Annotated in this window: 18 protein-coding genes; 8 read left to right on the top strand and 10 right to left on the bottom strand. The window is 39.7% G+C overall.

Features of this window, described 5'->3' with window-relative positions; all coding sequences use genetic code 11:
* Position 1 precedes the first annotated feature (1 nt).
* Both FTU16_RS09145 and FTU16_RS09140 read left to right on the top strand, forming a co-directional pair.
* Positions 2-1,405, top strand: a complete 1,404-nt coding sequence (locus FTU16_RS09145) for an efflux transporter outer membrane subunit (protein ID WP_180163144.1) — start codon at positions 2-4, stop codon at positions 1,403-1,405.
* A 132-nt stretch (positions 1,406-1,537) separates the two neighbouring features.
* Positions 1,538-2,488 (top strand): SUMF1/EgtB/PvdO family nonheme iron enzyme, encoded by a 951-nt coding sequence (locus FTU16_RS09140; protein WP_180163120.1) that lies wholly within the window; start codon positions 1,538-1,540, stop codon positions 2,486-2,488.
* Between the two features lie 28 nt (positions 2,489-2,516).
* Here FTU16_RS09140 and FTU16_RS09135 read toward each other — a convergent pair whose 3' ends face one another.
* Both FTU16_RS09135 and FTU16_RS09130 read right to left on the bottom strand, forming a co-directional pair.
* Complete coding sequence (locus tag FTU16_RS09135) at positions 2,517-2,726, bottom strand: hypothetical protein (RefSeq protein ID WP_180163119.1); 210 nt, start codon at positions 2,724-2,726, stop codon at positions 2,517-2,519.
* Positions 2,720-2,995, bottom strand: a complete 276-nt coding sequence (locus FTU16_RS09130) for a hypothetical protein (protein ID WP_180163118.1) — start codon at positions 2,993-2,995, stop codon at positions 2,720-2,722. Before FTU16_RS09130 ends, FTU16_RS09135 begins: the two co-directional genes overlap by 7 nt.
* 240 nt (positions 2,996-3,235) lie before the next feature.
* Here FTU16_RS09130 and FTU16_RS09125 point away from each other — a divergent pair, with 240 nt between their 5' ends.
* Positions 3,236-4,261 (top strand): SUMF1/EgtB/PvdO family nonheme iron enzyme, encoded by a 1,026-nt coding sequence (locus tag FTU16_RS09125; protein WP_180163117.1) that lies wholly within the window; start codon positions 3,236-3,238, stop codon positions 4,259-4,261.
* Between the two features lies 1 nt (position 4,262).
* Here the strand turns inward: FTU16_RS09125 and FTU16_RS09120 are convergent, their stop codons facing one another.
* The 4 genes from FTU16_RS09120 to FTU16_RS09105 form a co-directional block, all read right to left on the bottom strand.
* Positions 4,263-7,241 carry a hypothetical protein gene (locus FTU16_RS09120; RefSeq protein ID WP_180163116.1) on the bottom strand — a complete coding sequence of 993 codons (2,979 nt, stop codon included), beginning with the start codon at positions 7,239-7,241 and terminating at the stop codon, positions 4,263-4,265.
* Positions 7,238-10,030, bottom strand: a complete 2,793-nt coding sequence (locus FTU16_RS09115) for a type VI secretion system Vgr family protein (protein WP_180163115.1) — start codon at positions 10,028-10,030, stop codon at positions 7,238-7,240. The genes FTU16_RS09120 and FTU16_RS09115 overlap by 4 nt, the downstream gene beginning before the upstream one ends.
* A gap of 237 nt (positions 10,031-10,267) precedes the next feature.
* Positions 10,268-12,082 carry a tetratricopeptide repeat protein gene (locus FTU16_RS09110; protein WP_180163114.1) on the bottom strand — a complete coding sequence of 605 codons (1,815 nt, stop codon included), beginning with the start codon at positions 12,080-12,082 and terminating at the stop codon, positions 10,268-10,270.
* A 115-nt stretch (positions 12,083-12,197) separates the two neighbouring features.
* The gene (locus FTU16_RS09105) at positions 12,198-12,968 is read right to left on the bottom strand and encodes a ThiF family adenylyltransferase (protein ID WP_180163113.1); all 771 of its coding nucleotides are present in this window, start codon (positions 12,966-12,968) and stop codon (positions 12,198-12,200) included.
* A gap of 198 nt (positions 12,969-13,166) precedes the next feature.
* On the opposite strand from FTU16_RS09105, the gene FTU16_RS09100 reads away from it, so the two are divergent.
* Complete coding sequence (locus FTU16_RS09100) at positions 13,167-13,607, top strand: GNAT family N-acetyltransferase (protein ID WP_180163112.1); 441 nt, start codon at positions 13,167-13,169, stop codon at positions 13,605-13,607.
* Positions 13,608-13,663: 56 nt separating this feature from the next.
* On the opposite strand, the gene orn is transcribed toward FTU16_RS09100, so the two are convergent.
* Entirely contained in the window at positions 13,664-14,221 is a 558-nt protein-coding gene (orn, locus tag FTU16_RS09095; protein ID WP_067763591.1) for an oligoribonuclease, read from the bottom strand.
* A gap of 125 nt (positions 14,222-14,346) precedes the next feature.
* Between orn and rsgA the strand changes: the two genes are divergently transcribed.
* The 4 genes from rsgA to secB all read left to right on the top strand — a co-directional run bounded on the left by rsgA (position 14,347) and on the right by secB (position 16,677).
* A complete protein-coding gene (gene rsgA, locus FTU16_RS09090) occupies positions 14,347-15,405 on the top strand; it encodes a ribosome small subunit-dependent GTPase A (protein ID WP_180004539.1) in 1,059 nt (352 codons plus the stop codon).
* A 93-nt stretch (positions 15,406-15,498) separates the two neighbouring features.
* Positions 15,499-15,906, top strand: coding sequence for a rhodanese-like domain-containing protein (locus FTU16_RS09085; protein WP_078189639.1), 408 nt, complete (start codon positions 15,499-15,501; stop codon positions 15,904-15,906).
* 20 nt (positions 15,907-15,926) lie between these two features.
* Positions 15,927-16,181, top strand: coding sequence for a glutaredoxin 3 (gene grxC / locus FTU16_RS09080; RefSeq protein WP_078189640.1), 255 nt, complete (start codon positions 15,927-15,929; stop codon positions 16,179-16,181).
* Positions 16,182-16,221: 40 nt separating this feature from the next.
* Positions 16,222-16,677, top strand: coding sequence for a protein-export chaperone SecB (gene secB, locus FTU16_RS09075; protein WP_180163111.1), 456 nt, complete (start codon positions 16,222-16,224; stop codon positions 16,675-16,677).
* A gap of 162 nt (positions 16,678-16,839) precedes the next feature.
* Here the strand turns inward: secB and FTU16_RS09070 are convergent, their stop codons facing one another.
* The 3 genes from FTU16_RS09070 to FTU16_RS09060 all read right to left on the bottom strand — a co-directional run bounded on the left by FTU16_RS09070 (position 16,840) and on the right by FTU16_RS09060 (position 19,586).
* On the bottom strand, positions 16,840-17,646 hold the full coding sequence (locus FTU16_RS09070; protein WP_078189642.1) for an enoyl-ACP reductase: 807 nt from the start codon (positions 17,644-17,646) through the stop codon (positions 16,840-16,842).
* A 153-nt stretch (positions 17,647-17,799) separates the two neighbouring features.
* A complete protein-coding gene (locus FTU16_RS09065; RefSeq protein WP_078192690.1) occupies positions 17,800-18,621 on the bottom strand; it encodes a TatD family hydrolase in 822 nt (273 codons plus the stop codon).
* An 8-nt stretch (positions 18,622-18,629) separates the two neighbouring features.
* Positions 18,630-19,586, bottom strand: coding sequence for an RsiV family protein (locus FTU16_RS09060; protein WP_180007195.1), 957 nt, complete (start codon positions 19,584-19,586; stop codon positions 18,630-18,632).
* Position 19,587 lies beyond the last annotated feature (1 nt).

Here is a 19,587-nt window from a genome sequence, read left to right as displayed (position 1 = left end):
GATGCAAATGACCTTAACTAAACTTGCAAGTGCCTTCATTCTCGGAACTAGCTTAGTCGGCTGTGCCGCTGTGGTTAAGACGCCTTATGAAGCCCCTGCAACACAAATCCCGACGCAATTTCAAAATGCGAAAGCCATGAGTCAGCAAGTTCATGCAGATACGTATGCTGACCAATGGTGGACATTGTTTAATGATGCTCAATTGAACCAGTTGGTGAATCAAGTTTTAGCTGCGAATACAGACCTCGCTGTTGCAGGTATTAATTTACAGCAAGCTCGACTACAAGCAGGTTTAGCTGAAAATAAACAAGGGCCACGCGTGAGTTCAAGTGTCTCTACTGGACATAACTTTGACCTTAACTCAGGTGATGACTCATCAAAAGGTGTATCACTCAGTGGTGGCGTTAGTTATGAAGTAGATTTATTTGGTCGCTTGGCTAGCCAGACTGAGGCCGCAAAATGGGAAGCTTTAGCGACTGAACAGGACCTGCAAGCCACTGCCCAAAGCTTGATTGCAACAACAGCAAACCTATATTGGCAACTTGGCTATTTAAATGAGCGCTACAGTATTGCGCAGCAAAACTTAGCCAGTACACAAAAAACCTATGACTTAGTCAAGGTACAATATAAAGCCGGCGCTCTGTCAGGTTTAGATCTAACCCAAGCGGAACAGTCGGTCCAAAGTCAAAAAGCGACCTCAAGCCAAATTGCCCAACAAAAAGTGGAAACACGTACTGCATTGGCTGTGTTGTTACATCAACCTGTGCAACAACTGAATATTTCAGAGCCGCAGCGTTTACCTCGAATTGCATTACCGACGATTGCAGCGGGTTTACCTGCCGAGTTGTTGTCTCGCCGTCCAGATTTACAAGCGAGCGAATTAAGATTACGTAAAGCTTTGGCAAATAAAGATGCAACGAAAGCGAGTTACTACCCTTCGATCAGTTTGACTGGCAGTTTAGGCTCGAGTAGTACCTCTTTGAGTAATTTATTACAAAACCCTGCTTTGGCTTTGGGTGCGAGTTTGAGTTTACCTTTCTTACAATATAACGATATGAAGAAAGACCTTGCGATTAGTGATTTGGATTATGAAAAATCTATTATTCAATATCGTCAGACCTTGTATCAGGCTTTTGCCGATGTGGAAAATGCGCTATCCAATCGTACTGAGTTAAGTCAACAAGTTGCTTTGCAAGAGCGTAATGTACAGCTTGCAGAAAAGACTGAGCGTTTGACTGAAGTACGTTATCGAAATGGTGCAATTGCCTTGAAAAACTTACTCGATGCACAAGAAACCACACGTAATGCTCGACTTTCTTTGGTTCAGACGAAGCAAAGTCAATATAATGCTTATGTGACTTTAATGCAGGCGTTGGGTGGCAGTCCGATTCAGCAGTTGCCTTAAGTTCGATATTAAAAAAGCCCTGAGGGGCTTTTTTACATCTAAAGGGTTTAAATAACAAAAACTCTCTTTTTGAAATATTAAATTTGCTTTATTTTTTGGCAATATTTTAACAACTCTATAATTTTTAAGAATATGATCAATCAAAACCTAGCCATTATTTTACTATCAACCTTTGCTTTAAGTGCATGCGCAAAAACTACCAACGAGACTCAAGCACCTTCTAATCATCAAAATAATGCTTCTCCCGAATTACAAGCACAAATTCAAAAATTGCTAGAAAAAACCAAGAAGAATATGATTTTTGTTGAAGGTGGCTCGTTTATGATGGGGGATTTTGATCATTATGACAGCAGGATTGATAGCAAACCTGTTCACAAAGTAACTCTAGATAGCTTTAGCATGTCTGCTTATAAAGCCACATATGCAGATTTAGACATATACAGTGCTGCAACCAATACACCCAAAGTGGTCTCAACCGAGTCTCACTCTTCACAATTTAGATATCCTGTTTCTTCTGCAGGTGTTTCTTGGCAAGAGGGACGAAATTATTGCCAATGGTTAGGTACACAACTAAAACTTGACATAGACCTCCCGACCGAAGCTCAGTGGGAATATGCTGCCCGCAATAAAGGCCAAAAGATTCATTTTCCAACCAATACAGGAAAAATCGAAAATGGCGTAAATGTATGGAGTTTTAAACAGCGACAAGCATTATTTCATGAATTTAAGTCTATTGGTGCTGAAATTTCTGTAATAGGCAGATACCCAGCTTCAGCACTAGGTTTTTATGATTTAATTACAGACAACTATGAATGGATGCTTGATTGGTATGCAGCAGATTATTATCAACATTCCCCTGAAAAAAACCCGAAAGGCCCTAAAGCAGGAACTGAGAAAGTCCTCCGTAGTGCTAAACCTCTAGATGGCCAAACCTTGCAGATGGGGGAGGGTTTAACTGTACGGCGTAGTCATACTCACCCTATTCAACCAGTAGATTTCCCTGAAAGATTTAAGGGAGTAATCAATCCAAACTTTGACAACTCTGTACGCTGTGTAGTAAACCAAACTAAAAAGATTCTATAGTCTAACGTAACGTTCAGCTCTATCAAGCTCAAGCTTGATAGAGCTGTATGTCCTTGTCGTCAAATGGAGCTAAAATATCTAAATTTGTAGCTAAAATTGCGTCGTTATCTGCATAACCACCCATATAATCCAACTGCTTAAATCGCATATCATCTTGATTTTTTACAATTAAATGATTCAAAGGGTAGCCTTGTATGGGTTTTGCCTGCTTACGGTATTTAAGGAAATCTTTTAACATTGGTTTTCTCGACCACCTGCGTAGTCTTGCCGCGAATTGAGCGCAATAATAATATCTTCAGCAATACTGGCATCTTCACCATAGTTTAAAAAGCGAATAATATCCCCTTCAATTTTTTGCATATTACTTTTGGACTGGGTTTCAGCACGAGGATGCACATGTTGAATGACATTCATCCATTCCTGAGTAGAAATACAGGTTTTAAATATATTAATGATGGCATTTTTCCGTGTTACAAAACGGTTAATTTCTACATCTAAACCACTCATACTAATCGCCATATCAAACAAAGAAGCTGTACGAGTTGTCCAGTGTGTTACCCCATAGATCAATATCCCCTTGGTTTTGGGTTAAGTCGAGTTGAGATAATGCTTATATACATTGATGTAAACCTTAGCTGGTTGACCTATTCAAAGTTGGCTCAATAAATAACAAAAACTCTCTTTTTGAAATATTAAATTTGCTTTATTCTTTGGCAATATTTTAACAACTCTATAATTTTTAAGAATATGATTAATCGAAAATTCGCTTTTATTTTCCTCTCAAGCCTGACATTAGCGGCTTGTGCTAAAACTCCATCAGAGCCAAATGCATCTTCTCAAAAGCAAGCCAATCAGAAAGTTACAGATCCAAATTTACAGATTGAAATTCATGAGCTTGTCGAGCGCACAAAGAAAAATATGGTGAATGTACAAGGTGGTTCATTCATTATGGGAGATTTCGGCACCATCACCAAAGAACTAGAAAAAACAGCTCCAGATAGTGTGGCAGTAACGAATCCCAAAGGCAATGTCGAGACACCTCCCTACAATAGCTATGTAGGTTATTCATCTGATAAAGATAATAAACCACCGCATAAAGTGGTCTTAGACAGCTTTAAGATGACCAATAATAAAATTACTTTGCAAGATTATTTGATCTATCTCAAGGCCACCAATCAGGCACAACCAGATTATTTAGAAGACTATCCAAAAGAAATTTTTCATAAACTCCCAGCAGGTGCAAATTGGTACAATGCACAAAAGTATTGTCAGTGGTTAGGCAATCAAATGGGGCAAAAAATGGATTTACCGACAGAAGCACAATGGGAATATGCTGCCCGAAACCGTGGACAATACCTTCTCTATGCAACCAATGATGGCACCATGAAAAATGGGGTAAATATTGCAAGCTATGAACAACTCAAAACCAATTCTGTTAAATATGGGTATAATAATTATGGACATCTTCCTATATTAGGAAAAGTGTCACCAAATCCTTTAGGAATCTACGATATGGTGACAAATAATACTGAATGGGTCAGAGATTGGTATAGCGAAAACTACTATGCAGAGTCACCTGTTAAGAATCCACAAGGCCCTAAAGTGGGCACAGAAAAAGTCTTGCGCAGCTCCTTTCCACAAGGTGGTGATAATGCTGCTGGTGGTGATGGCATGAATATTTACCGTCAAAAAGCCCCTCCATCCGCTATGTTCAATGAGCTTGGCAATACTATTGATGGAAGCCAAGATACCGCATTTCGTTGTATAAATTAATTTAAACTTGATACGTTCCATTTTGGTTATTTGATTCTAGTGAAGTATCAATGATCTCAATATTAGTTGCCAACAGTATTTCGCTATCAGATTTCCCCAAGTCTAGATCATTGGCAAGAATTTCATAGTCATTACTATCATTCATTAGCATGACTTGACCAATAGGAACTGTATCTAACACACTACAACGTAGTTGAATATACTCATCCAATATTGAATTACCTGTTTTCGGTGGTGAGATACAAGAGCGTCCCTCACTAATCGCATCATTCACTTCATTTTGATTGGCCAAAAATTTTCCTTCATTTAAAAAGAAAATGATGCGTGATTCCAAGTGAGAAATTGACTCTATTGCTTTGGTACCACTCTCTGTCATATGTTGCAAAGTATTATCCCAAGCAGATTTTGTCATAATCGATTTAAATATATTTAAAACTGCACGTTTTCGTTCTGGTAAATGATGTATTTCCATTTTTGAAAAATCATATTCCAATCTATCAAAAGATTTTGAGAACCATACATCTTTTGTCAATGCATAAATCAACACTCCCCTAGTTTCAGGGGTTGCATATAATAATGCTTCCGGATTTATATTGATATTTTGTGCCAATGATTTTAATTCTCTTGCTTCACTGAACTCGTTATAAATACTTTTTATAACACTCCGTATTTCCCTTACAGAAGCATAAACTATAGAAATCCCCTTAATTGCAGCATAAACTTGTAGCATTCCCCAATATTCGAAAGCATCTTTAGCAATATAAGGTAAAATTTTTGTGCCATTCTGTCTAAGTTGGTAAGCAAGACATCGATTAAATTCAACTAATTTATTTGCCCCAACAGCAAGCTCTAACTCACCTTTTGCCCCGAATCCTAAACATAGTGAAGCTTTAACCTTTATCCTAAATTCACCACCAACTAACTTTATTTCAAAATTAAAAGCACCACTTACTCCTGCCTGTGCTGCCATTTTTGGTGCAACGGATGCAATATTTTCAAATTTTTTAGATTCCGGAGAAAGCCATTCCAAACCAGCTCCAATTTTTAATCCACCTTCAATTCCTGAAAAAGCTTCCACTCCAATTTTTGTATCAGCATTTAATCCTTGTTGTGATCCTGATTTGCTGTCCTCTTTTTCAACAACAAAAGTTGGGCGCTTATTTTTGCTATCATAATTCTGAGCAACTGATTGTTTAGGATAAATTACTCCATCACCTGAGAGCTCAGGCTCACCCAAAGCGTTATATCCAAGATTTAAACCAAAACCTATAGCAGCTCTAGCTCCATAAAATGCACTGACCTCTCCAAACACAATTCCCCTTAATGCACCCAAATAAATATCATGGTACTTTAGACTCACACCAGAACGACTTGGTATACATAAATTTGCCTTATAACCAGCTTCCACCAATACAAGTTTAGCCTGTGCTGTAACTTGAACTTTAACCCCTACATCTCCTTTTGCAGGATTCCAATTCATACTTCCTGATGCACCTGCACCACCAATTGCGCGTAACCATTGTGCATCGGTTGAAGAATCAAATGAATTCGACTGTTTTGCTTCTTGATGAAATGCTCCACCCAATGAAATCAAATCGATACTTTTTTCTTTTTTATACCATTCTTGTTTTAAGAGTGTGAGTTCAATTTTTTTTAGTTCATCAAAACCGGCTTTTTTTAATTCTGGGCTAATTTCTTTACTTTTTGCTGATTGAATCAGACCTTTAGTTAAATTATCAATTTTAAAATCAGCAATATTTAAGCGTTTAGCATTATATTTATCTTCATAACTTTTTAATTTTATATAACGACGAATAAAACCGTTTTTGACATCTTTTCCGTTATCAGTTTTATATGAAGTTGCAATAAAAATTTCAACTAAGTCTGCTTTATTTTTAAAGTTTTTATTTAAATGCTCAGCTACCTTCTTTTCATTTTCATCAATCTTCTTTTCTAGAGCTTTTATAACTTCAGCACTCGCTTGCTCACTTATGGCCTTATCTAGTTCTTGTTTACTTAAATATGAGTGGTACAACACTTTATCTAATTGTTTGCTCTCCTCCTCAAATTTTGCAAAATTCTCCGGATCTAGCACACAAGTCTCACACTTTAACAAATTGAATAGAATAGGAATCTTACTCGCTTGCTGTAAGTTTGCTTTAGTATCAACAGGTTTTTCACTGACCGCTTTCACTGCTGGCCATTCAATATCTTGATAATTTTTATTTGAAAATATTGAATAAAACTTTAAGCTATTTATTGGCACACGTTTTTCAATCCCTCCTTTTTCAAATCCAACTAATATCACTTCTCCTTTAATAGAATATAAAACTGGTGTCATTCCATTTTTATTTGTTTTTAAATTTTTTATATCAGTTCGATTGATTTTCTTAAATTTATGTTTTTCATCCAAAGTATAAAGATTAAATTTTATATCTGATAATGGTTTCTTTGTGATCGAGTCAATTAATCTATAACAATAATATTGCTTAACTTGAATATCTAAAGAGATGACATCATGCGTATTCTTAAGAATTTCAAAACCATGTAGCAAAATTCCTTTATCATTACCAACTCGTGAAATTTTATTCTGTACCCTATTATCTGTTATCCAAATTGCATATTTACCCACTGGTAAATCCATAACCTCAGTTATTCCATTTATATCAGTAGTCGAACTTCTAGCATTATAATTTTTTCTTATATTTTCAAGATTAATCGCATTTTTATCATTTAAAACAATTTTATTTGGGACATTAAAAACCTGTTTACTCTTATTAAAATCTTCAAGACTCAACTTTACATCTTTGGAATCAAAGTTTTTAATTCTAGCGGATCCATTCACAGCAGACAGCCGTTCTTTAAAAAACTCAGTAGTAGACTGATCATATTTTGTAATTACATAAGGCTTTGAAGAGAGAGGGATAATTTTGCCACTCGGCAACTCTTTTACAAACAATTTAAGTTTAATTTTGCTCATGTAATGTTTTCTCTCATAATTTCATAGCCATTGGTTTCTTCCTCAGGTAATTCTTCAAGTGTCACTAAAACACCTTGCGGTCCCTTTGTTATAACTTTCTGAGTTCTTCCTAATGAATCAGTTACTCCATGCAACTCTTGCCCATTAGCAAGAGTCATAACATATTTTCTATTAATTATAGGTTTTCCTGCTGAATCTTTTGCAACGTAGGTCATATGGTAATCAGGCAATAAAGCTAACTCTGGTTGTCTCGAATTAACCTTTTCCCCTTCCATAAACTTATGCTGCCCCGCTTTCGCCTCAAATTTTCCACTTGTGGTTGGAAATACACCCGAACCATTTAGTTTGATCTGCGACCCGCCCGCAGTTAAATTAATCTCTTTAGGGCTGGTGATATATACCGTATCTTCGGTTGAAATAACCTGAATGCCCTTACGTGCTATCAGATCCAAGCCATCGCCCTGTGCTTGAATTTCAACTTTCCCTTTCCCTGCAAATGCACGTAAACCCTCTTGAGCAGCAAATAAACTGATTTTTTTGCCTGCATGACCTATTAAAGATTTTTGCGTGGAAATGTTCATACTATCGCCTGCAGTTTGGCTAATCTGGCCATTTGAGGAAATATGTACATCTTCATTGGAACTCATCACAATCGAATTTGGCGCAGCTAATACCATTACTGCCGACTTAAACTCAGCAGCTTTTTGCTGATCATCCTGACTTAACACCTCAATAAAGGCTTGAAGACTCTCCAATACTTCAAGCGGGTCGGTCTGTTGGTTTTTCGCTACATCACTCAACCCTTTAGCATTATTCAATGCGCTTTCTATTTGAGTATGGGCTTCATGGGTCGCTAAATGCAGCCCACCTGCCTGTGCTTGCTGATGTGTCGACACCAATAAACCTTGTCCAGCTCGTAGCGCCCCCCATTGATCGGTCCGCAGCTCAAAACCTTCACCCCGATCTTCACTTTCTGCTTTATCTTTTGGATGACTGAGCTTACCGAGGTTCAGTTGGCTCGCACCATGACTACTTTGCAGCTGGGTACTAATTTGCCCCGTGGTGTCATCAAAGCGTAATTGACCAAATCCCTCTCCCGCCACTTCTTTGGAACGAATTCCCGCAATTTTTTTGGTATTGGGTAATTGTCCTTTATTGTCAAATTTAGTAGGACTACGCTGCGCTTCATGAATACGACCCACGACAAAAGGTCGGTCAATGTTGCCATCAAAGAAATCAACGACGACTATTTCACCAATTCGAGGTAAGAAGCGTGCGCCATAACCTTCGCCGGCCCAAGGCGTCAGTACATCAACCCAAGCCGAGTCTGTGTCATTATTATTCGCACCTGCACCGCCATCATGACCATGATCATCGGAACGGGTAAATAGGAAACGGACTTTTATCCGTCCCCATTCATCAACATGGATTTCTTCACCGGCAGGCCCCACAACTTTAGCACGTTGGGGATGTGTTACTGGTCGATGTGTAAGTGGATTAAATTCAGGAACGGTCGTTATATTTCGACGTTGTAAAGCCAAGGTATTGGCTTGGCGTTCATCCGCATCGCTTTGTTTGACTTGCCACTGACTTTGATGGATCAGTTGTGTAACTTGATCGGTTAAGTCTTTGGGTAAATTATTTTGATTATAAAAAGACTTAGATAAAATCAAAAACTCTTGATCTGCCCCCCGATGCTGGTCAATCTCTGGATGCTCATCCAATTTGAACCAATAACCAACTTGCGTATCACGTACGGTACTTTTGGCAATAAATTGTTTGGCTTGAGCTGCATAATAATCACTAAAATTTTGATTGAGACGTTCAACTTGAGCACTATTAGAAGCTGTTGCAGCATCTTCACCATTCAGATCTTGCATCCATGCAGGGCTCACATGCCATGCCTGCTCTAAGTTTAAGCTCGCATTATCTTGATTTTGGCTATGTAGGTGCTTGCTTTGTACTGCACCACCACCCTCGTCCTGCTCAAGCACATCTGCCTGCCACCGCTGCACATGCACCGACGTCGGTTGCAGACTGCGCTGACCGATAAAACTGGTCATACTGTCATTTTTTTCAGTCGCACTACTACGATGAAAACGAATATTACGTCGCTCCAAAGCTTGATATTGACTATTATCATCAATCAAGCGTAGCTTTTGAGCTGCGATGGGTGCCGCAGACGATGTTACAAAAGATTGAGCTTCATCAACCAACCAATGAATGCCTTCACTGCGTAGTAAGCGAGTAATAAAATCATAGTCGGTTTCATTACTTTGCATCATGAATGGTCGAACGTCATACTCTTTTTTTAAGCCACTTAAGTCCAAACTTAAGCTCGCTGCAAAAAGTGGGCTCTTTTTTTGCCATTCTTTAATAATAATCTCGACCACATCTTTGACCGATTTATTCATAAACACACGGCTATTACGACGCTTATGCCACAATGCCGTTGCATCTTCTAAGGTCAACTTATATAGCGTTAATGCACCATCACTTTGGCCTTGAAATGCTTCTGTAATGATCCCGGTAATACGAAAAAGTTGCCCCGCATCGGTCACCTGATCGATTGCGACTTGCGTACCAATAAATTGTTTGAGTTCTAAGGTGGCAGAAGTTGAGAGACAGATGAGCTGAACATTCAAACCTTCACTTAAGGCATGTTCCCCATCAATACGTTGCAAGAATACTTGTTCATTCAGCGTGGTATTGGAAAATTGAATATGCAAAGCACGTTTTTGTGGACTAATGCCCAATTTTTCAATTGCAGAATATATATTGTTCAGCATCGTTATTATCTAAAATCAGATTTTTATAAAATATGCGGGGTATTTAATCAAAAAAACTCATATTTTTCTAGGCATAATTTGCCTGCTTTTTTGGGTTTTATGTAAGTAAAAATTCAAATTTCCACATCAATTCTTTATGTTATTTTTACTCTATTTATTTCTGTATTAAAATAAATGTAGAGACCATCAAACTAAACTTCAGGTCTCTTCATACCACCTTACTGCTTTGCATCACGATTAATTGGCATTTAAAAATGCGTGAATATTCTCCAATTGTTCTTGTGCTTCAACATAGCCTTGCAAAGCCGCTTTTTCCAAATATTGCTGTGCAATTTTAAGATCACGCTCTACGCCCATGCCATGAATATATAAATAGCCCAATCGCGTTAACGCCGCAGCATTCATCCCCTGAGCCGCTTGTGCATAATAACTATGTGCCTGAGTTAAATCTTGCTGCACACCCAAACCATGTTCTGACATTTCACCAAGCTGGTACAAGGCAGTCACATTTCCTAATCCCGCCGCTTGCGAGAAATACTGCAACGCTTGTTGGAAATCTTGTGTTCCCCATTGTCCTTTTAAATTAACTAGACCTAGTTGCGTAAGTGCATCAGGATGGCCTAATTTTGCCGCCTTCAACAATGCTCGCTGGGTTTGAGCTTCATCAAACTGTAGATCAGGCAAGATATTGTCCACGGCTAAACAGTAGAGATACCAAGCAGCATCCTGCGAACCTTGTTCTGCGGCTTTTTCCAGATAACTCAGACACTGATCACGATGTGCTAAAGGATATTCTGGCAATGCATAAAACCGTCCAATCACATAGTTTTGATCAGCGACACAAGTAATGGACATATCATTTAAATGCCTAGCCGCTTCAACTAAAAGCTGCTGTGCTTGCTTGATATTTCGCTCAACGCCGACCCCGTGTAGGTAGCATAGTGCCAAACCGACTTGGTTAATCAATAAGGGTTTGAATTGATACGCTGTTTGATATAACTCAAATGCTTTTTGCGGATCATCACTAACCAAATACTTTTCAAAATACAGTGCGGCAATAAGACTAATCGCTTCAGCATCTTTAAGTTGAGCAGCTTCGGTCAGAAAGCGAAAACCTAAAGTTTCCAGCTTCTCCAAATACCAACCATGAAAATGTGCAATGCCTAATAATCGGCTGGCTGCTGCAATTTTGTGCTCTTTGGCCTGCTGCAAAAGATCATGATAAACCCGCTGACGCTGATCGACGTCGATTTTACCCATCAATACTGCTTGATAATATTCATACAACTGCTGCTGGTGCCCGAGTAGCAATCCTCGCTTTAAATATTGCAATGACTTTTCATCATTTTGCGCAAGATACTTTCCTTGAGCATAGAACTTCTGCAATTGCTGAATAGCCGCCATATGGTCTTGTTGGGCAGCTTTCAGTAAATATTCCAATCCCAGAGCAATATTTGGCGTGGCTTGTTTTAAATAGAACTGTGCCAATTGATACTGTGAATTGGCATGTCCATTGTCCGCATTTTTTTGCAACAAATCTAAATGTTGCCGCTCGGCATGTGTTTGATCTTCTGGGTTTAATTCGGCGAGTCGATATTGTGCATCCAAATGACCGCGTGAAATCGCATGTCGATACCAATATTGTGCTTTCTCAATATTGGGCACTCCGCCATAGATACCTTCTTCAACTTGCCCCAACACATATGCAGCATCATCACTGCCTAAACTATTGGCTTTTTCCAATAAAGCCAGCGCATTTTCCACACTGACTTCTCGGCCTAAGCCTTGTAAATGCATCTGCCCCATAGCGACATAGGCCTGCGGAATTTCATGCTGTTTGGCCAAATTTTGATACAATTCATAGGCACGCGCATAGTCGGTTGGTGCATCAAGCATTAAACGTTCTGCGAATTTCAGCTGCGCATCTAATTGGTCTATCCACAAGTCATGCCCAACCGCTTTAGCCTGATCGCGTTTTACTGGATCGGGTCTTTTCCACATCCAAAACGCAAGTGCTCCCATCCCCAAAATTAGTATCAGTAAAAACCACATACTCGCCCCAAAAAAATCAATATTTTAATTATTCCAACATTGTGTCTGATTTTAATTCTATATACAAAAAAAGCACCGAATTCGGTGCTTTATTTTTTTCAAAATGAGATAGCTGTCATGCTTTTGCTCGTTTTGCATCAAGTTTTTTGAGCACCTCAGACACAGCCACCATCGCAAAGCTGGACGTCACCACTACTGCTGAACCATATCCACCACAACGTAAGCCCGCACTTGGACAAACATCAGCACTGGAAAATGGATTATCAATCGAATAAACACAGGTAATCCCAAACTTTTCTTTCGGCTTTTTACAAATGCCTTTGCCGCGTAATTGTGTGCGCAATTTAGCTAACATCGGGTCTTGCTCTGTTCTTGATAAATCTGCGACTCGGATTTTCAGCGGATCAAGTTTACCCCCTGCTCCACCGGAAACGATCAACGGAATTTTATTAAAACGGCAATGTAGCATTAAGGCAAATTTGGCCTTCACATCATCAATACAATCTAAAATTAGGTCAGGAGCACCTGCCAAAATTTCTTTGACATTTTCGGGTGTGAGATAATCATCAATCAAATTTATTTTGATTCGGGGATTGATCGCACGGCAGCGCTCTGCCATCACTTCAATTTTTTCATGTCCCAATGTCGTGCTCATGGCAGGCAATTGTCGATTAATATTCGATGCAGCAACTACATCCATATCGACCAAGGTCAGCTCACCAATACCAGTACGCGCTAAAGCTTCGACCGCCCATGAGCCTACACCACCAATCCCAATCACCATGACATGACTTTTTTCATAATGATGAAAACTTTCATCACTATATATTTTGGCTACGCCAGCAAAACGGCGGTCATATTGATCATCTTGGAGCAGTTCAGTCATAGGTTTGGAGGCTGTGTTAAATCAGCCGCCATTTTAGCAAATTCGCTACTTATTTTCTTTGATAAAACGCAATTCAGCAGACAGCACAACAGAGAGGCATTCGCATCAGGTCTAAATCCATCAAAATAAACATTTACAGCGAACGGAGATCTGCTTTAAAAATATAACCATAGATCAAAAAATCAAGTGTGTATTGCCATGAACATCCATCCTCTGCGAAATAATTTAAAAATTACCGATGACAAAAATGAAATGGATTTAGACACCGTGCATCGCTTTTTAAGCCATACCTATTGGTCAAAAGATATTCCAAAACATGTGGTGAAAAAAGCGATTGAAAACTCTTTGGCCGTGGCCTTACTTATCGATGATGAACTCATCGGTTTTGGTCGTGCCATTACGGATTATGCAACTTTTGCTTATTTAGCCGATATTTATGTCACCGATGCGCATCAAGGCAAAGACTATTCAAAATTAATTGTGAGTACTTTATTTGAAAAATGTGGCTCCTCAGATCTAAGACGCATGTTGCTTGCGACGGCGGATGCACATGGTTTATATCGTCAATTTGGCTTCACTGATTTGGCTCGGCCTGCAAGTTTTCTCGAGATTCATCAAGCCAACATCTATCAACGATAGAGAAAATATCTCGGATAAAAAAAAGAGGCTTTCGCCTCTTTTTCGATCTCACAACCTTAGTCTTTATTCATAATAAAGAAATATTCACGGTAGTATTTAAGCTCTGCAATCGAGTCACGGATATCATCCATTGCTAAATGCGAGGCATTCTTTTTCAAGCCACCCATGATCTCTGGGCGCCAGCGTTTCGCCAATTCTTTCACTGATGATACATCAAGATTACGGTAGTGGAAGTATTGTTCCATTTCAGGCATTAAACGATGTAAGAAACGACGATCTTGGCAAATTGAGTTACCGCACATCGGTGATGATTTTGGATTCACCCATTTTTTCAAAAATTCTAAAGTTTGCTGTTCAGCATCTTGTGCTGTCAATTTACTACGACGTACACGTTCGATTAGGCCTGATTGACCATGTTGGCGAGTATTCCATTCATCCATCGCATTGAGCACACGGTCAGACTGATGTACCGCAAGCACAGGCCCTTCCGCCAGAATATTTAAATTATCATCCGTCACAATTGTTGCAACTTCAATAATCTGGTCGTTATCTGTATCTAGACCTGTCATTTCAAGGTCAATCCAAATCAGGCGTGTATCAGGTGTGCTGCTCATAAATGTGCAATCTTATTAGGCTGTAAAAATGAACATAGTAGCAAATTTATTGGGCTTGCGCTGTAAATAGACCCTGCTTTCATGCTATTTTTGCCATCTAGTTTTCATGGTTTTTTAGGATATGAATGGCTTTAATTCGTAAGCGCCGACTGACTGAACAGCAGCAACGTCGCATTCAGAAGCAACATAAATCTCGTCAGGAAGAAATCGATACTTCTGCAGATTTGGAAGGCTTGGTCGTCCAACATTATGGTCGTCAACTTGAAGTTCAAGCGCTGTCTACACCCGACCAACATCCTGAAAAACCAATTGTGCAAGCAGGTGAACCTGAACCCCATTGGAAACCCATCGAATTAGGCAGTGTTTGGCGCTGCCATACCCGTACCAATCTCGAATTATTGGTGACGGGTGACCGTGTCAAATGGCAAGCTGACCCGATCACAGGTTTAGGGATTATTACCGCGATTCATCCACGCCAATCTTTACTGACACGCCCTGACCGTTATCACAAAGTGAAACCTGTCGCAGCCAATGTCAGCCTGATTGTGATTGTATTTGCACCGCTTCCTGAGCCAGCGCCAGGCCTGATTGACCGCTATTTGGTGGCCTGTGCAGATGCTGATATTCCAGCCTTATTGGTCTTAAATAAATCAGACTTACTTAAAGACAACGATCCGATCTTAACGCTATTACAAGAATATCGTGACTTGGGCTATGAGGTCATGCAAACCCAATCCGATGGTGACTTAAGCGCACTTTCTGCTCGACTTTCTGGTGAAACTGTCGCATTTGTAGGTCAGTCTGGGGTTGGTAAAAGTACTTTAATTAATGCCATTGTTCCGGATGCTGCGCAAAAAACCAATATTATTTCGGAAAACTCCGCGCTCGGTCAGCACACCACCACCTCTACGCGCTTAATTGCGTTTGGTGAAGGTTCTGCATTGATTGATTCACCTGGAATCCGTGAATTTGGTTTATGGCACCTAGAATTGGAAAAAGTTCAGCAAGGTTTCCCTGAGATCGAGTCACATTTGGGTTATTGTCAGTTCCGTAACTGTACGCATAAACATGAAAAGCAATGTGCGCTTAGAATGGCGGCTCAAAATGGCGAAATTTTGCCGCGCCGATTAGACAGTTATTTACGTCTGATCGACGAAATCACGGAAGCGCAGCAAAAAAATTAATTTTTATTCTGTTCATGCCCTTGAAGGGGTGATTTTGATCACCATATTTATGGGCTATACTCTTGGCAATTTAAAATTGTAGTTAGGTGAATTGTGGAACGTTGGTTCGAATTTATGGGGAATCACCCCTTCTTATTTGGAACGCTGGCTGTATTGGTCGTGCTGTTCTTTATTCTTGAAGGCCAGCGTAATGGTCGCAAAATTTCACCTCAATCTTTAGGGATTTTAGTAAAAGCTAAAAATGCTCAATTGATTGACTTACGTGATGCGAAAGACTTCCGCGAAGGTCATATTAGCGGTAGCCGTAACATTCCCTATAGCCAAATTACAAAACACATTGAAGAGTTAAAAACTTCTGATCGCCCGTTGGTTTTTGTATGTAACCTTGGTCAAGTGGCAGGTTCTGCATTGCAACAAGTCGGTCATGCAGATGCATACCGTTTAGACGGTGGCATTAGCAACTGGAAAGCTCAAGGCTTACCTCTAGTTAAAAGCAAATAAGCGCTTCTTAGGAGATTAACATGGCTGAAGTTACGATTTATTCAACAACGGTATGTCCTTACTGCATTCGTGCAAAACAGCTCCTAGAGCGTAAAGGCGTGGCTTATAAAGAAATTAATTTATCAAATGAAGCGCCTGAAGTACGTGTTGAATTGATGCAACGCACCAACCACCGTACTGTTCCTCAAATTTTTATTAATGATCAGTTTATTGGCGGTTTTGACCAACTTTATGCTTTAGAGCGTGAAGGCAAACTCGACGGCATGCTATCTTAATTTTAAACATAAATCGTCACCTCATATTAAGGAATAAACAATGAGTGAAGAACAACAAGCTCAACCACAATTGGCATTAGAGCGTATTTATACTAAAGATATTTCTTTCGAAGTACCTGGGGCTCAAGTATTTACTAAAGAATGGCAGCCTGAACTAAATATCAACCTTTCTTCTTCTGCAGAAAAAGTTGATCCAACACACTTCGAAGTTTCACTGAAAGTTGTCGTTCAAGCGAACAATGGTGGCGACACAGCATTTATCGTAGACGTAACACAAGCAGGTATCTTCCTGATCGATAGCGTTGAAGAAGAACGTCTTCCTTACATTCTTGGTGCTTACTGCCCAAATATCTTGTTCCCATTCCTACGTGAAGCAGTGAACGATATGGTGACTAAAGGCAGCTTCCCACAATTGTTGCTTACACCAATTAACTTCGATGCTGAATTCGAAGCGAATTTGCAACGTGCGCAAACGGCTGCTGAAGGCCAAGCTTAATCGCTTATCTTCAAATCTAAAAAAGACCGCTTTTGCGGTCTTTTTTATTGCTTTATTTATTCCCTCTTCTTCTAGGAGATGAGAAATACTGTTTCGCAAGGGTAGAGGATTTTATTCCCTCACCCTAGCCCTCTCCCAAAGGGAGTGGGAACTTAAAGAGAATTACTCAGCATCTGCCATCAGATCAGCGCTCATACCTACAGTATTAAAGCCAGCATCAACATACAGAATTTCACCTGTAATACCATTTGCCCAAGGCGAGCAAAGGAACAATGCTGCATTACCGACATCTTCAATGGTGACATTGCGTTTAAGTGGTGCGACTTTTTCATTTAGGTCTAACATTTTACGGAAAGATTTAATCCCTGAAGCCGCTAAGGTACGAATCGGACCTGCTGAAATCGCATTTACACGAATACCTTCAGCACCAAGACTTGTTGCCAAATAACGTACGCCTGCTTCTAGTGACGCTTTTGCCATACCCATAACGTTATAGTTTGGCATTACGCGTTCAGAACCTTGGTAAGTCAGCGTCAATAAGCAACCTTGACGTGCAGCCAATAAAGGTTTTGCCGCACGAGCCATCGCAATAAAGCTATATGCGCTGATGTCGTGAGCAATTTTAAAACCTTCACGGTCGGTAATATCAGTGAAATCGCCATCTAAAGTATGTGCCGGTGCAAAACCAATTGAATGCACAACACCATCTAGACCATCCCAATGTTTAGCAAGTTCAGCAAAAGCGGTATCAATTTCAGCGTCCACTGCTACATCACATGGGAAAACTAAAGTTGAACCAAATTGTTCAGCAAAATCATCTACACGTTTTTTTAATTTTTCGTTTGGATAAGTAAAAGCCAGTTCTGCACCTTCGCGATGTAAAGCTTGCGCAATACCAAATGCGATTGATAACTTACTTGCAATACCCGCGATTAAAAAGCGTTTGCCAGCCAATAGTCCTTGTGCCATGTGAAACTCACTCAAAATAATTTAACAGCATAATGCCAAGTCTAAAGCATTTTAGAAATTGCATAATGCGCCTTTTTTTAGAAAACCATCATTGCATGCAACGATGCGAATAAAATCAGATTCAATCAAGCGGCGTCAATATTTATTGGCCGCTTAAGCGTCCAGATGCAATGCTTGTAATGAATTAGTCCATAATATATCTGCAATCTCAGATTCGGTACGATTTAAACTCTGAGCTAACCCCTGCAAGACATAGGGCAAATTGACCGGCGTATTACGGGTACGCCCTTCCGTCGAATGCTGACAACATAAGGGTGTCATATCGGGACAGTCGGTTTCTAAGACCAAATGTGCCGCCCCTAAAGTCTGAACCACTTGATGTAATTTTTTTGCATTGGGATTGGTGATTTGCCCCGTTACACCAATTTTAAAACCTAGCTTGGTAAATGCCTTCGCTTCTTCAACACCACCACTAAATGCATGTGCAATACCACCGAGCTTAAATTGATGCTTTTTCAACATCGAAAGCACCTCCGCATGGGATTTACGAATATGCAGCAATATTGGTTTATCAAACTGCTGTGCTAATTCAAGTTGTGCGGAAAAATACTGCTGCTGCTTTTGAAAAAGTTCAGGCTGTTTATGCTGTTTCAAAAAAGTATCTAAACCTATCTCACCGACAGCAACACAATCATGCTGCTTTAGCATCTGTTCCACGTCGAGCAAATGTTCTGCACGATGTTGCTCAATATAAAACGGATGTAAGCCGGGAGCTAAATAGCTTTTGGGAGCATTGGATAAACGATCTAAAAACTCTTGGGTTTGCAGCAAATCGTGAAAACGTGACTGTACAAAACCAATCAATACTAACGCATCGACACCCGCCTGTTTGGCAGCATACGCCAACTGTTCCCGATCAGCGTCAAAATCGGGAACATCAAAATGCGTATGCGTATCAAACAGTGAGTAAGTCATTGAACTAATTAATTTGCTTTTGCGGCTGAGGCTTCAACAGCTTCAACTGGAGGTAGATATTGCTTTTTCAATACACTTTGCAATTGATCATAAGGAATGGTCAAACGTGGTAAACCCGCCACATATGGCCCAATTTCATATTCGGCATATTGCAAAATTAGACCTTGCTGACTTAGATAAAAGTTATCAGACAGTTTAAATTTCCAAATCTGTTCATATTCTTGAACATTGTCCGCCAACTTGGCATCTTTCACCCAAGTTTTAAAGACTTCATAGCCCAGCTTTTCAAGTTTAGTACGTTGATTGGGCAGCAATATGTCATTGAGCTGTACCAATTTTTGAGTGCTTAAATCGAAGTTATAATATTGCTGTGCAGAAGAACCATGCGCCCCACCTAAATATGAGCTGGTATTTAAAACCACTGTTGCCAAGGGTTTTTCAGCATTCAATATTTTAGGTTTAATCATCAAACTGATTTGCTGATTGGCACTTAAAGATTTCAATTCTTTATCTAAATTTAAAAACGCTTGCATATAAGGCTGCGTGGCTTTTTCCAATTTTAATTTGGGCGTTTCAACCTTGGCCAAAGCAGATTTTGCTTCAGATGCTGCAGGAACTTCACTTGCAGCGGGAGCATCAGTGCTCAGCGTCTTATCTTCTAAAGGCGAAACAGATAGAATTTCGTCTAACTGTTTTAAGATTTTCGCATCAATAAATTCATCAATAAAGGCTTGATTACTGTTTAAGCGTTCAACTGAAATTTCAGGACAGACCCCGCCATCACATTCAGGTAAATTCAGTTGTAATTTTTCCGCATCACCAATCAGTTTTGCACTCAAATCTGGCTGTTCAGTTTTGGCTTGATCCGGCTTTTTTTCAGGTTCAGCTTGTTGTGGCTGACACGCCGTGAATGCAACAGAAACTGCCAATATTGAGCTTGCCCAAATTTTATTTTTTTGCACCATT

Origin of the sequence: Acinetobacter sp. YH12069, assembly GCF_013419675.1 — a bacterium.
GTDB lineage: Bacteria > Pseudomonadota > Gammaproteobacteria > Pseudomonadales > Moraxellaceae > Acinetobacter > Acinetobacter amyesii.
The sequence above is the reverse complement of the archived record's forward strand: the minus strand, read 5'-3'. Positions and strand labels throughout refer to the sequence as shown.

Excerpts from the sequence above, each read along its gene's own strand:
- FTU16_RS09135 (WP_180163119.1), bottom strand. The coding sequence starts at position 2,726 with ATGTTAAAAGATTTCCTTAAATACCGTAAGCAGGCAAAACCCATACAA.
- FTU16_RS09100 (WP_180163112.1), top strand. The coding sequence starts at position 13,167 with ATGAACATCCATCCTCTGCGAAATAATTTAAAAATTACCGATGACAAA.
- FTU16_RS09145 (WP_180163144.1), top strand. The coding sequence starts at position 2 with ATGCAAATGACCTTAACTAAACTTGCAAGTGCCTTCATTCTCGGAACT.
- FTU16_RS09110 (WP_180163114.1), bottom strand. The coding sequence starts at position 12,082 with ATGTGGTTTTTACTGATACTAATTTTGGGGATGGGAGCACTTGCGTTT.
- orn (WP_067763591.1), bottom strand. The coding sequence starts at position 14,221 with ATGAGCAGCACACCTGATACACGCCTGATTTGGATTGACCTTGAAATG.
- FTU16_RS09140 (WP_180163120.1), top strand. The coding sequence starts at position 1,538 with ATGATCAATCAAAACCTAGCCATTATTTTACTATCAACCTTTGCTTTA.
- FTU16_RS09060 (WP_180007195.1), bottom strand. The coding sequence starts at position 19,586 with ATGGTGCAAAAAAATAAAATTTGGGCAAGCTCAATATTGGCAGTTTCT.
- FTU16_RS09065 (WP_078192690.1), bottom strand. The coding sequence starts at position 18,621 with ATGACTTACTCACTGTTTGATACGCATACGCATTTTGATGTTCCCGAT.
- FTU16_RS09125 (WP_180163117.1), top strand. The coding sequence starts at position 3,236 with ATGATTAATCGAAAATTCGCTTTTATTTTCCTCTCAAGCCTGACATTA.
- rsgA (WP_180004539.1), top strand. The coding sequence starts at position 14,347 with ATGGCTTTAATTCGTAAGCGCCGACTGACTGAACAGCAGCAACGTCGC.
- grxC (WP_078189640.1), top strand. The coding sequence starts at position 15,927 with ATGGCTGAAGTTACGATTTATTCAACAACGGTATGTCCTTACTGCATT.
- FTU16_RS09120 (WP_180163116.1), bottom strand. The coding sequence starts at position 7,241 with ATGAGCAAAATTAAACTTAAATTGTTTGTAAAAGAGTTGCCGAGTGGC.
- FTU16_RS09070 (WP_078189642.1), bottom strand. The coding sequence starts at position 17,646 with ATGGCACAAGGACTATTGGCTGGCAAACGCTTTTTAATCGCGGGTATT.
- FTU16_RS09105 (WP_180163113.1), bottom strand. The coding sequence starts at position 12,968 with ATGACTGAACTGCTCCAAGATGATCAATATGACCGCCGTTTTGCTGGC.
- secB (WP_180163111.1), top strand. The coding sequence starts at position 16,222 with ATGAGTGAAGAACAACAAGCTCAACCACAATTGGCATTAGAGCGTATT.
- FTU16_RS09115 (WP_180163115.1), bottom strand. The coding sequence starts at position 10,030 with ATGCTGAACAATATATATTCTGCAATTGAAAAATTGGGCATTAGTCCA.
- FTU16_RS09130 (WP_180163118.1), bottom strand. The coding sequence starts at position 2,995 with ATGAGTGGTTTAGATGTAGAAATTAACCGTTTTGTAACACGGAAAAAT.